The organism is Paracoccus sp. (in: a-proteobacteria), assembly GCF_046462195.1.
In the GTDB taxonomy this organism is placed as follows: domain Bacteria; phylum Pseudomonadota; class Alphaproteobacteria; order Rhodobacterales; family Rhodobacteraceae; genus Paracoccus.
Map to the genome: position 1 here is coordinate 15419 of NZ_JBKGUN010000055.1, position 12401 is coordinate 27819.

The 12401-nt window shown below is 64.1% G+C and carries 11 protein-coding genes; 2 read left to right on the forward strand and 9 right to left on the reverse strand.

Annotated elements, in window-relative coordinates; translation table 11 throughout:
- The first annotated feature begins 2 nt into the window (after positions 1-2).
- A complete protein-coding gene (gene lepA, locus ACLHHB_RS03735) occupies positions 3-1802 on the forward strand; it encodes a translation elongation factor 4 (protein ID WP_410216943.1) in 1800 nt (599 codons plus the stop codon).
- 505 nt (positions 1803-2307) lie between these two features.
- On the opposite strand, the gene ACLHHB_RS03740 is transcribed toward lepA, so the two are convergent.
- The 8 genes from ACLHHB_RS03740 to guaA form a co-directional block, all read right to left on the reverse strand.
- Positions 2308-2691 carry a hypothetical protein gene (locus tag ACLHHB_RS03740; protein ID WP_410216944.1) on the reverse strand — a complete coding sequence of 128 codons (384 nt, stop codon included), beginning with the start codon at positions 2689-2691 and terminating at the stop codon, positions 2308-2310.
- 222 nt (positions 2692-2913) lie between these two features.
- On the reverse strand, positions 2914-3060 hold the full coding sequence (locus ACLHHB_RS03745) for an entericidin A/B family lipoprotein (protein ID WP_410216945.1): 147 nt from the start codon (positions 3058-3060) through the stop codon (positions 2914-2916).
- Positions 3061-3205: 145 nt separating this feature from the next.
- Positions 3206-4387 carry a dipeptidase gene (locus ACLHHB_RS03750; RefSeq protein ID WP_410216946.1) on the reverse strand — a complete coding sequence of 394 codons (1182 nt, stop codon included), beginning with the start codon at positions 4385-4387 and terminating at the stop codon, positions 3206-3208.
- A 58-nt stretch (positions 4388-4445) separates the two neighbouring features.
- Positions 4446-4925, reverse strand: coding sequence for a GNAT family N-acetyltransferase (locus tag ACLHHB_RS03755; RefSeq protein ID WP_410216947.1), 480 nt, complete (start codon positions 4923-4925; stop codon positions 4446-4448).
- A complete protein-coding gene (locus tag ACLHHB_RS03760; RefSeq protein ID WP_410216948.1) occupies positions 4922-6742 on the reverse strand; it encodes a M3 family oligoendopeptidase in 1821 nt (606 codons plus the stop codon). The genes ACLHHB_RS03755 and ACLHHB_RS03760 overlap by 4 nt, the downstream gene beginning before the upstream one ends.
- Positions 6743-6814: 72 nt before the next feature.
- Positions 6815-7609, reverse strand: coding sequence for a GNAT family N-acetyltransferase (locus tag ACLHHB_RS03765; protein ID WP_410216949.1), 795 nt, complete (start codon positions 7607-7609; stop codon positions 6815-6817).
- Between the two features lie 65 nt (positions 7610-7674).
- Positions 7675-9198, reverse strand: coding sequence for a cryptochrome/photolyase family protein (locus tag ACLHHB_RS03770; RefSeq protein ID WP_410216950.1), 1524 nt, complete (start codon positions 9196-9198; stop codon positions 7675-7677).
- Between the two features lie 74 nt (positions 9199-9272).
- Positions 9273-10832 (reverse strand): glutamine-hydrolyzing GMP synthase, encoded by a 1560-nt coding sequence (guaA, locus tag ACLHHB_RS03775; RefSeq protein WP_410216951.1) that lies wholly within the window; start codon positions 10830-10832, stop codon positions 9273-9275.
- 133 nt (positions 10833-10965) lie between these two features.
- Here guaA and ACLHHB_RS03780 point away from each other — a divergent pair, with 133 nt between their 5' ends.
- Complete coding sequence (locus ACLHHB_RS03780; protein ID WP_410216952.1) at positions 10966-11481, forward strand: CAP domain-containing protein; 516 nt, start codon at positions 10966-10968, stop codon at positions 11479-11481.
- Positions 11482-11533: 52 nt separating this feature from the next.
- Here ACLHHB_RS03780 and ACLHHB_RS03785 read toward each other — a convergent pair.
- On the reverse strand, positions 11534-12401 hold an 868-nt coding region (locus tag ACLHHB_RS03785; protein ID WP_410216953.1), incomplete at its 5' end, for a branched-chain amino acid ABC transporter permease.

A 12401-nucleotide genomic window follows, 5' to 3' on the forward strand; every position in this document is an offset into this window, starting at 1 on the left:
CCATGACCGAGCTTTCCCTCATCCGCAACTTTTCGATCGTGGCCCATATCGACCACGGAAAATCCACGCTGGCCGACCGGCTGATCCAGTTGACGGGCACTGTCGCCGAACGCGACATGAAGGCCCAGATGCTGGACAGCATGGATATCGAGCGGGAGCGGGGGATCACCATCAAGGCGAACACCGTTCGCATCAGCTATCCGGCCAAGGACGGCCGGACCTATGTGCTGAACCTGATCGACACGCCCGGCCATGTCGACTTTGCCTATGAGGTCAGCCGCTCGATGCGCGCGGTCGAAGGATCGTTGCTGGTCGTGGACGCCACCCAGGGGGTGGAGGCGCAGACGCTGGCCAACGTTTACCAGGCCATCGACGCGGGGCACGAGATCGTGCCCGTCCTGAACAAGATCGACCTGCCGGCCTCGGAACCCGATCGTGTCAAGGCGCAGATCGAGGACGTGATCGGCATCGATGCGTCCGAGGCGATCGCCATCAGCGCCAAGACGGGCCTGGGCATTCCCGATGTGCTGGAAGCCATTGTCACACGCCTGCCGGCCCCCAAGGGCGACCGCGATGCGCCCCTGACGGCGATGCTGGTGGACAGTTGGTACGATGCCTATCTGGGTGTCGTGGTCATGATCCGCGTGATGGATGGCGTCATCCGAAAGGGCGACCACATCAAGATGATGCAGACCGGCGCCACCCACCGGTTGGACAAGCTGGCCGTGCTGACCCCGGCGATGAAGGACATCGAGGAGTTGGGGCCCGGTGAGATCGGCGTCTTTACCGGCTCGATCAAGCAGGTGCGCGATACCCGCGTGGGCGACACCATCACCCACGAGCGAAAGCCGGCGACCAAGGCGCTGCCGGGCTTCAAGCCGGCGCAGCCGGTGGTCTTTTGCGGCCTCTTTCCGGTGGACGCCAACGACTTCGAGCCGCTGCGCGACGCGATCGAAAAGCTGGCCCTGAACGACGCTTCCTTCAGCTACGAAATGGAAACCTCGGCCGCGCTCGGCTTCGGATTCCGCTGCGGTTTCCTCGGCCTTCTGCACCTCGAGGTGATCCGCGACCGGCTGGAGCGGGAATACGACCTCGACCTGATCACGACCGCGCCGTCCGTGGTCTTCAAGCTGCACATGCGCGACGGAGAGGTGCGCGACCTGCACAACCCGGCCGACATGCCCGACCTGACGCTGGTTGACCATATCGAAGAACCGCGCATCAAGGCCACGATCATGGTGCCCGACGATTATCTGGGCGACGTGTTGAAATTGTGTCAGGACCGGCGCGGGATCCAGATGGACCTGACCTATGCGGGCAGCCGCGCGATGGTCGTTTACGACCTGCCGCTGGCCGAGGTCGTCTTCGATTTCTACGACCGGCTGAAATCGGTTACCAAGGGCTATGCCAGCTTCGACTACCAGATCAGCGAATACCGCGAGGATTACCTGGTCAAGATGTCGATCCTGGTCAATGACGAGCCCGTGGATGCCATGTCGATCATGGTCCATCGCGACCGTGCCGAAAGCCGTGGCCGTGTCATGGTCGAAAAGCTGAAAGAGCTGATCCCGCGGCACATGTTCAAGATCCCGATCCAGGCAGCCATCGGTTCGCGCGTGATTGCGCGGGAAACGCTGTCGGCCATGCGCAAGGACGTGACCGCCAAGTGCTATGGCGGAGACGCGACCCGCAAGAAGAAGCTTCTGGAAAAGCAGAAGGCCGGCAAGAAGAAGATGCGCCAGTTCGGCAAGGTGGAAATCCCGCAGACGGCGTTCATTCAAGCGTTGAAGATGGACAGCTGAGGAGGCTGATCAGGAAGGCCGGGACGGGACTGTGGATGTCTCTTACGGCCGGCCCTCCAACCGCGACACCTTATCACCCTGAAGCGCTGCTTCCAGCTTTTGCTGTTGCGCTTTGACCGGGCAGTTTGGTGCAGTCCCTCACTGACACCGTTCCTTCATTGGCTTCGGATATTGCACCGGGTGGCCTATTGCTGAAAGTGGCGCCTGAAAACATCCTTGCATGAGGGTGCCTGTGTTGCGGCAGGATGGCACAATTCACCCGAGACGATATCTCTATGTCCAACTTGGTGACGCAGCCACGTATGCGTGCCGCATGCTGTCCAAGGTGATCAACCGGTGCAGGATATGCTCTGTCGAACCCTTCCGATGCGGGTCACCTGCGGCGACGGATCATCTGACCTTCTCAAGGTGCCGGATCAGGCGCAGAAGAACGGCAACTTAAGATGTTTCCGATCATATCCACGCCTTTTCGGCACGACTGCCCGGAAACAACATTTGGCGAACCTCAGTCGTTCCACAGCGGCAGCAGCCACCGGCAGTGTGCGGCCACAGCCTGTCCGGCCGACATCGCGCCGTCTCGTGGACCCGAGCCGAACTGCGACAACCCTGCACCCTCGGCCTTCTGCGCCTCGTCAAGCGTGAAGAGGATTCCTTCGCCAGCCCTGCGCGGCTTGGCCGAGGCCCGCCAGAATCGCGTGTTCACAGGCTGGCGCAGCGCACGCTGCACAAAGTCCCCTGCCGCGCACCAATAGTCGGTGTCCGACCGATCCGGACGAAAGGCAACGGCAATCTCGGTAGAGCCGACCTGTTCCACCCTCATCCCGTTCTGGGCCGTGAATGCGGCGGCAGGCAGCGGCATCAACAGCAGAACAAACAGAAGAGTTCGCATCTTCACCTCTCTTGCCAAGATGATCGGCACTAGGTCTGCCGCACTGTGCACAGTCACAAGAACGAGGAACGCCATGCCTGAAGAGAATGGTCCCATTTGCGCCTGCCGGATGCAAGACGGTTGATGCACCTGTTCCGGTTCGGCAGGAATGCGGATCACGGCAGGAAAAAGCCCCCCTGCAGGATCCTGCGGGAGGCTTTGTCCAGAGCGCAAGAAAAGGGCTTACATGCCTGCCTGAACCTGGGCGCTTTCCTGCTGGACCACGGAACCGGCGGTCGAAATGTCACGGCCTGCACCTTGCACGGTCTCGCACGCGGCCAAGGTCATCATTGCCAGAACGGCCGTCAGGCCAAGGATCTTCTTCTGCATTTCAACGTCTCCTGTTGGATAACCACCTGAGCTTGCAACGCAATCCCCACAGACTGGTTCCCCCTTTTATCCGGCTGTCGCACAGTGTTGGTTATTTGCATCACCCGGTGCCGCAGTGGCAGATGCCATTTCAGTCAAGCCGCAATCATTGGGCAGGCAGAACCTCGGCCAGATAGGCCATCATGTTACCCCCCATGACCTTGGCGATCTGCGTCTCGGACAGGCCCTGGTCCAGCAGCGCCTGCGTCAGGGCGGACAGATGCGCCGCATCAAAGGGCGAATCAACCGACCCGTCCCAGTCCGACCCGAGCGAAACGTGATCCTCGCCCGCGACCTCGATTGCGGCGGCGATGGCGTCGGCCACATCAGCCGGCGTGCGGCCGCAAACGACATCCGACCAGAACCCGACGCCGATCAGACCACCCGCTCGGGCAATGTGCCTTACAAGGTCATCGGGCAGGTTGCGCGGGCTGGGGCACTGGGCGCTGATGCCGGTATGGGACAGGACCGGCCGGGCGCCGGGTATTGACAGCACATCCTCGACCATCCGGGGGGCGGCGTGGGTCACGTCGATGATCATGCCCAGTTGCATCATGCGGTCGACGACCTGACGGCCGAAATCCGACAGGCCCCCGCCGCTTCCACCCTCGCCATGCAGGCTGCCGCCCAACTGGTTGTCGAAGAAATGCGTCAGCCCCATCAGGCGAAAGCCTGCGTCGTAGAGTACCTCGAGGTTGTCCAGGTCACCCTCCAGCGGATGCCCCCCTTCGGAGCCAAGGATCGCGCCCAACACCTGTCCACCTGCCGCACGCTCGTCTAGCACCGCCTGCAGGTCGTCCCGCGTCCGGATCAGGCGCAGCTGGTCCGGGGCGCGTTCCGCTGCATCCTGCAGTGCCGCGGCCTGCACCAGCGCCCGCTCGCGCAACGAGAACCAGGACCGCGGCGGACGCAGCTGGCCGATGAACAGCGGCGTGATGCTGTCTCCGGCCGCCGCACTGTTATGATCATAGTTCTGGCCGCGCGGGCTTTTCGTCACGGTCGTGAAAACCTGTACAGCCATGTTCCCCTCCTGCAGGCGGGGAATGTCGGCATGGCCGCGGTTCACGCGCTGCAGCAGATCGCGGTCCCACAACAGCGCGTCCGAATGCCAGTCGCCGATGACCAGGCTGTCATGCAGGGCCTGCGCCTCGGCGCTGACGGGCCAGCCGTCCTCTGGCATGGTCATCGGGTTCAGCGCCCGCTCGACAGCGGCGGGGGCCAAGGCAAGAAATGCCGCCCCGCCGACCAGAACAAGCAGCACAATCCCGATCGCGATCCGTTTCAGCATGGGCGCCCCCTCGTGTCCGCCGCCAGAATAGCGAAGGACGCGACCGATGCCATCCCGCTCAAGCGCCTGCCGTCAGATCCAGTCTCAGGATGTGCTGGGGGCCCAGATTGCCGCCCAGATAAAGCCCGCCTTCGTCAACAAAACCGCCGGTCAGATAGATCGCGCGTGCCGCCGGGTTGCTGATGTTGACCGTCAGCAGGCAATCATGCGCCCACGGGTAATGCCCCACCAGATAGGCGCGCATCCGGTGCATTGCGGCCTTGCCGGTCCCGCGTCCCTGTTCGGCACGGTCGATCATCATGCCCCGCAGCCCCAGTTGACCGGGTGCTGCAAACTCCATCAGCGCCGCATAATCGCGGTCGATCTTGAAGAAGCCGACCGCGCGTCCGTCCCGGGTGACGGCATGAAAGTCGCAACTGCGTTCGTCCGCGGCGAAGTGGGCGGCGATCGTGCCGCAGAAGGGCGTCTGTTCAGGTGCGACGGCGACATGGTCCACGCGGGCGCGCTGGTCGCGCCCGACAGGTTCCAGGGCGATCACGCCTCCAGCGCCTCCAGCTGATCGATGAAGCCTTCGATCATCGACAGGCCCTTGTCCCAGAAGGCAGGATCCGAGGCATCGAGGCCAAAGGGAGCCAGCAACTCCTTGTGGTGCTGCGACCCGCCTGCCGACAGCAGGGCAAAATACTTGTCCTGGAAATCGGGCAGACCATCCTCGTACGCGGCGTAAAGGGCATTCACCAGTCCATCACCAAAGGCATAGGCATAGACATAGAAGGGCGAATGCACGAAATGCGGCACATAGGTCCAGAAGGTCTCGTATCCCGGCATGTATTCGAAGACCGGCCCCAGGCTTTCATGCTGCACCGACATCCAGATCGTGTTGATGTCATCGGGCGTCAACTCGCCCTCGGCGCGCGCGGCATGCAGGCGGCATTCAAAGTCGTAAAAGGCGATCTGGCGGACGACCGTGTTGATCATGTCCTCCACCTTGCCGGCCAGCAGCGCCTTTTTCTGCACTGGATCGGTGGTCTTGGCCAACAGCGCGCGGAAGGTCAGCATCTCGCCAAAGACCGAAGCCGTTTCGGCCAGTGTCAGCGGCGTCGAGGCCAGCATTTCGCCCTGGCCTGCGGCCAGACGCTGATGGACGCCATGGCCCAGTTCATGCGCCAGCGTCATCACGTCGCGCGGTTTGCCGAGGTAGTTCAGCAGGATATAGGGATGCGCCGTGGTGACGGTCGGATGCGCAAAGGCGCCCGGTGCCTTGCCCGGCTTTACCGCCGCATCGATCCAGCCCTTGTCGAAGAAGGGCTCTGCCAGTTCCGCCAGCCTGGGCGAGAAGCCGGCATAAGCATCCAGCACCGTCTGGCGCGCCTCGGCCCAGCCGATAGTGCGGGGCGTTTCTGTCGGCAGGGGGGCGTTGCGGTCCCAGACCTGCAGCTTGTCCAGCCCCAGCCATCTGGCCTTCAGCGCGTAATAGCGGTGCGACAGGCGTGGATAGGCGGCGGTGACGGCATTGCGCAGCGCCTCGACCACCTCGGGCTCGACATGGTTCGACAGGTGGCGGCCATATTGCGGCGTGGGCATCTTGCGCCACTTGTCCTCGACGGCCTTTTCCTTGGCCAGCGTGTTGTGGATGCGCGAAAACAGCCCGACATTCGCGGTGAAGACGGATGCCAGCGCACGCGCCCCGGTCTCGCGCCGCGCGCGGTCGTGATCGGTCAGGAGGTTCAGCGTGGCTTCCAGGCCAAGCGTCTCGCCCTCGACCTCGAAGGTGAGGGCGGCGGTGGTTTCGTCGAACAGGCGGTTCCAGGCGGCCGCGCCCACGACCGAATTGTCGTGAAGGAACTGCTCCAGCTCGTCCGACAACTGGTGGGGCCGCATCGCGCGCATGCGGTCAAAGACCGGCTTGTAGCGTGCGGGACCGTCCGGGGCGGCAAAGAGCGTCTGGTAGATGTCCTCGGGAATGCGGTTGAATTCGAGGCTGAAGAAGACCAGCGGCGTGGTCAGGTCGGTCAGCTTGCCCTGCAGGTCGCCCATCTGCTTGGCGCGCAGCGGGTCGGTCGTGTTCTGGTAATAGCGCAGGCCGACATAGGACATGATGCGTCCGGCCAGGATGTCGATCTGCTCGGACGTCTCGATGCATTCCAGCATCTGCGCCGGTGTCAGGTCGGCCAGCTTGCCCTGATAGGCCGTGGCAAACTCCTGGACCATCCCGCCCAGGCGCTCGACATCGGCGGTCAGTTCGGCGCTGTCCGGCGCGGGATAAAGGTCGGTCAGGTCCCATTCGGGAAGATTGCCGAAATCCCCTGACGCCTGGGCGCGGTCGGTCGCGTCAAAAACCATGATGCCTGCCATGATCGGTCCTTTCTGTCCGTTGACCGAAATGTGGACCCTGCGGCGACCCGGCGCAAGGTCACGCGGGCCGCGTCAAAGCGCGGCAAAGGCGGCGGCGTGGGTGACGGCGCTGTTCCGGGGCAGATCGCCATGGATCATCAGGTCACCATAGGCAGAGGACAGTGCGGCGGGGCGAAAGCCTGCCTTGCCATAAAAGGCCGGATCACCCAGCACCACAACCGGGCATTCCCCAGCCGCCGCCAGCGCGGCCTGCACCAGCGCATGCCCCAGGCCACGGCCCTGCAGGGCAGGATGCACGGCCAGCGGTGCCAGCGCATAGGCGGGACGGACAGCCTGCAAGGGGGACAGCGCCACATGGCCGACAGGCAGGCCCTGCACATGGGCCACGACCGACACCGCCAGATCCCCCGCCGCCCGCAGCGCACGGACCAGCCTTGCCTCGGACGGGCCGCCAAAGCTGCGGGTCAGCAGGCGGTCCAGCGCATCCTCGTCCTGCGGGCGTTCCAGCCGGATCAGCGGCATGACGTCGTGGCGGTGATAGTCGCGGCCGATCTCGCCGCTGTCGCGCGCCCACTGGCTGTCGGCGGTGCGGGCCTGATGGACGGCAAAGGCGTCCTCGTCGGCAAAGATCTCGTCCACGGACCAGATCAGCGGGTCGTCCCCCTGTCCCACGTCAAAGCGCAGGCAGCCGGGTTCGGCGCGGCTCTGCTGCACGTGATCGGGCAGCAGGTCCAGCGCGGACAGCATCTGCCCCATGTCCGCGCAGATCAGCCGGCCATGCATGGTAACCAGCGGCCGCGACAGCGGCACGGTCTGACCGGACTGGTCGACGGGGCTTTGGTGATGGTGGCCGCAGGCACAGTCCATGTCGCATCCTTTCAGGTTGGGCGGATGCAGCATCGGGGCAGAGGCCGTTCGCGTCAAGCGGGGCGTCAGACTAGGGCGCCGGCCTCCATGCGGTTCAGGAAATCGGCCGCCTGGGCGCGGATCGCGGCGCGGCGATCTTCCTCCATCCGGTCCCAAGTTGCATAGATGCCGCCGATGCGGGAATTTCCCTCGAAGCGGTCACGGTGCCGGTCCAGGAAATTCCAGTAAAGAAGGTTGAACGGGCAGGCATCCTGTCCCGTCTTTTGCGCCACATCATAGGAACAGCCGCGGCAATAATCCGACATCCTGTTGATGTAGTTTCCCGAACTGACATAAGGCTTGGATCCTGCCAGCCCGCCATCGGCGAACTGGCTCATGCCGATGGTGTTGGGCGCCTCGACCCATTCATAGGCATCGATGTAAACCTCCAGATACCATTCATGCACCTGCCGCGGATCGCAGCCTGCCAGAAGCGCAAAGTTGCCCGTGACCATCAGGCGCTGGCTGTGGTGGGCATAGGCGTGCCGCTGCGTCTGCCCCACGGCCTGCGCCAGGCAGTTCATCCGCGTCGGTGCCCCCCAGTAAAGCGGCGGCAGGTCGCGATGGTGACGCAGGACATTGCGGCCGACATAATCGGGACCTTCCAGGAAATAGATCCCGCGCATGAATTCGCGCCAGCCCAGGATCTGACGGATGAACCCTTCGGCTGAATTGAGACGCACCCTGTTGTCGGTATAAGCACGCGCCGCAGCCTCGCAGACCTCCAGCGGCGACAAGAGGCCCGCATTGAGATAGGGCGACAGGACCGAGTGATGCAGGAACGGATCATCCGTCAGCATGGCGTCCTGATAGGGGCCGAATTCGTCCAGGGAATGGGCGATGAAATGATCCAGCACGCGCAGCGCCCCCGCACGGTCGGTGGCAAAGCCGAAGGGCCGCAGATCACCGAAATGATGACCAAAGCGCGCCTCGACCAGGTCCAGGACCCGTATCGTGATGTCGTCGGGCGCAAAGATCGGGGGCGGCAGGCGCAGCAGGTCGGGCCGCGCAGGTTTGCGATTGTCCCGGTCAAAGTTCCACCAACCCCCCTCGGGCTGGTCGCCCTGCATCAGCAGGCCCGTCTTGCGGCGCATCAGGCGATAGAACCATTCCATCCGCAGCGCCTCGCGGTCTTGGGCCCAAGCCTCGAATTCGGCATGGCTGGCCAGGAAGCGGTCGTCCGGCAACTGGCGCAGGGGGATCGGCAGGTCGCCCAAGGCCTGGATCAGGCGCCATTCCCCGGGTTCGGTGGCAAGAACCCGGTCTGCTTGAAACTGGGCAGCGCGGCGCAGCAGTTCGCCCAGAATCGAGTGGCTGTTCTCCGGATCGTCCAGTTCGGTATAGGCCACGGTCCGGCCGGCGTTGCGCAGTTCAGCCGCAAAGTGCCGCATGGCCGAGAACAGAAAGGCGATCTTCTTGGGGTGGTGGCGGACGTAGCTGGCCTCGGTCATCACCTCGGCCATGACGATCACGTCGTCAGACGCGGCCGCCCGTAGTGCCGACAGGTCATGCGACAGCTGGTCGCCCAGCACAAGGATCAGTCGTGGCATGCGCATCCCGGAAAAGGAAAGGACGCGCAGGTTACCCTGCGCGCCCTCTTGTCCTCATGCGGCGCGGTGCCGCGTCACTCCCATTCGATCGTGCCCGGAGGCTTGGAGGTGATGTCATAGGTGCAGCGGTTGATGCCCCGCACCTCGTTGATGATCCGCGTCGCGGTTTCGCCCAGGAATTCGTGAGTGAAGGGATAATAATCCGCCGTCATCCCGTCCACGCTGGTCACCGCCCGCAGCGCGCAGGCAAAGTCATACGTGCGCCCGTCGCCCATCACGCCCACCGTGCGGACGGGCAGGATGGCCACGAAGGCCTGCCATATCTCGTTATAAAGACCGTGCTTGCGGATCTGGTCGATGAAGACGGCATCCGCCTTGCGCAAGATTTCCAGCTTTTCGCGGGTGATCTCTCCGGGGCAGCGGATGGCAAGGCCGGGGCCTGGAAAGGGGTGGCGGCCGATGAAGCTGGCGGGCAGGCCCAGTTCGCGGCCCAGTTCGCGCACCTCGTCCTTGAACAGTTCGCGCAGGGGCTCCACCAGCTTCAGGCCCATCTTCTCGGGCAGGCCACCGACGTTGTGGTGCGACTTGATCGTGACCGAGGGGCCACCCGAGAAGCTGACGCTCTCGATGACGTCCGGATAAAGCGTACCCTGCGCCAGGAATTCCGCGCCCTCGATCTCGCTGGCGTATTTCTGGAATACGTCGATGAACAGGCGCCCGATGGTCTTGCGCTTGACCTCGGGGTCGCTGACACCTTCCAGCGAACCCAGGAACAGGTCTGCCTCGTCGGCGTGGATCAGCGGGATATTGTAGTTGTCGCGGAACATCTTGACGACTTCGTCCGCCTCGTTCAGCCGCAGCAGCCCGTGATCGACAAAAACGCAGGTCAACTGGTCGCCGATCGCCTCGTGGATCAGGACGGCCGCGACGCTGCTGTCCACGCCGCCGGAAAGGCCGCAGATGACCTTGCGGTCGCCCACCTGTTCACGGATCTTGCGGATCGCCTCATCCTTGTAGGAGGCCATGGTCCAGTCGCCGGTAAAGCCCGCCAGCCGGACAAAGTTCTCCAGCATGGTGCGCCCGTTCGGCGTATGATGCACCTCAGGGTGGAACTGGACGCCATAGAAATGGCGGGTTTCGTCCGCGATCATCGCCATGGGCGCATTGGGCGAGGTGCCGATGACCTCGAAACCCGGAGCGAGGCTGGTCACCCGGTCGCCATGGCTCATCCACACTTCCTCGCGCCCGGTGCCGAAAAGCTGGGCAAAGATGCCGTCGGACTTGTGCCCCGGCGCGGGCGCGATGAATGCGCGGCCGTATTCGGCATGATGGCCCGCCTCGACGCGGCCGCCCAGTTGTTCGATCATCACCTGCTGGCCATAGCAGATGCCGAAGACTGGCACGCCCATGTCGAACACCGCCTGCGGCGCGCGGGGGCTGGCCTCCTGCGTCACGCTGGCCGGACTGCCCGACAGGATGATCGCCTGCGGGGCCATCTCCCGCAGGGACTGGTCCGTTACCGTGTTGAACGGGTGGATTTCGCAATAAACGTTCAGCTCTCGCAGGCGACGCGCAATCAGCTGCGTCACCTGGCTGCCGAAGTCGATGATCAGAAGGCGCTGGTGCTGGGTCATGGATGCGCTTTAAGCGCGGTTTCAGCACCTTGCAAGAGTTTCGCGGCAGGCTCTGGGCGGAACCTGCCTGCACCCCCGGCGTTGGCCGACAACAGTCACGCGCGCATTGCGCATCTTTTTCGAGGTGCCTTCCATGTTCAGATCGATCCTGCCCCTCACGGCCGCCTTCTTCATGGTGGCCTGCGACTCTGTTCCCTTGATCTCGCTGCCGGAAACCGAACCGCCGGTCGAGGAAGCGTTGGCGGCCCAGTGCAGCGGGGATGCCACCTTGTCCGCCCGCCTGTCCGCAAGTGTCAACGCCGCCCGTTCCGCCGAGGGCAAGACCGTGCTGGAGCAGAACGCGCTGCTGGACCAGATCGCGTTGGCGCATGCCTGCGACATGGCACAAATGGGTCGTGCCGACGTGGCTGGATCCAACGGCTCGAACGTGGTCGACCGGGCGCGCGCCGTCGGCTATCCGACCTGCGGCGTGGCACAGTTGGTCGGCACTGCGGGAACGCCGGAAGGCGCCGTTGCGACATGGTTGTCCGCCACTCCGCAGCGCGAGCAGGTGATGGGCCAGCTCAGCTATCAGGTGGGCGCGGGCACGGTGCGCGGCTCGGACGGCCGGCTGTGGCACAGTGCCGTTCTGGGCAACAACTGCCAGTAACACCCAAGGGGCGCGGTTGATCCGCGCCCCTTTCGCAATACGGCCGCTGCAGTCACTTCTCGGGCAGCAAGCCCCGCGGGGCAAAGCGCAGCACCAGCAGCAGGACCAGTCCCATCGCGATGAAGCGCATGTGCGGCGCGCTGTCCAGCAGATGCGCCTTGAATGCGCTGTCGGGCAAGGGTCCGGTCAGCAGGGCAATCAGCGCGGGTCCCCAGACCTCGGCCTTGATCCACAGGAACCAGATCGTGACGGCGCCCAGCACTGCGCCCCAGTTGTTGCCCGAACCGCCCACGATCACCATCACCCAGATCAGGAAGGTATAGCGCAGCGGGTTATAGCTGGTCGGCGTCAGCAGGCCGTCCAGCGTCACCATCATCGCGCCGGCAACCCCGATCACGGCCGAGCCCAGGATGAACACCTGCAGATGGCGGCGGGTCACGTCCTTGCCCATGGCCTCGGCCGCGGTCTCGTTGTCGCGGATCGCGCGCATCATGCGGCCCCAAGGTGATTTCAGTGCCAGTTCCGCCAGCAGGATGATGACCAGCAGCACGACCAGGAACAGCGACAGATAGCTCAGCTTGACCCAGATCCCCGATGCCTCGGCCGCCGGAAAGCCCCATCGGGCGGCGAAATCCACAAAGTCAGGGTTGCGCTGCAAGGCGATCTCGGAGGCGACGGGACGCGGGATCGATGTGATGTTCTTGACGCCGCGCGCCAGCCAGTCCTCGTTCCTCAGGACCGCCACGATGATCTCGCCGATGCCCAGTGTGGCGATGGCCAGATAATCCGAGCGCAGCCCCAACGCGACCTTGCCGATCCCCCAGGCCGCCGCGGCAGCAAAGACGCCGCCCACGACCCAGGACAGCAGGATCGGCATCCCGAGGCCGCCGATATTGCCGTGGCGGGCCGGGTTGTTGCCC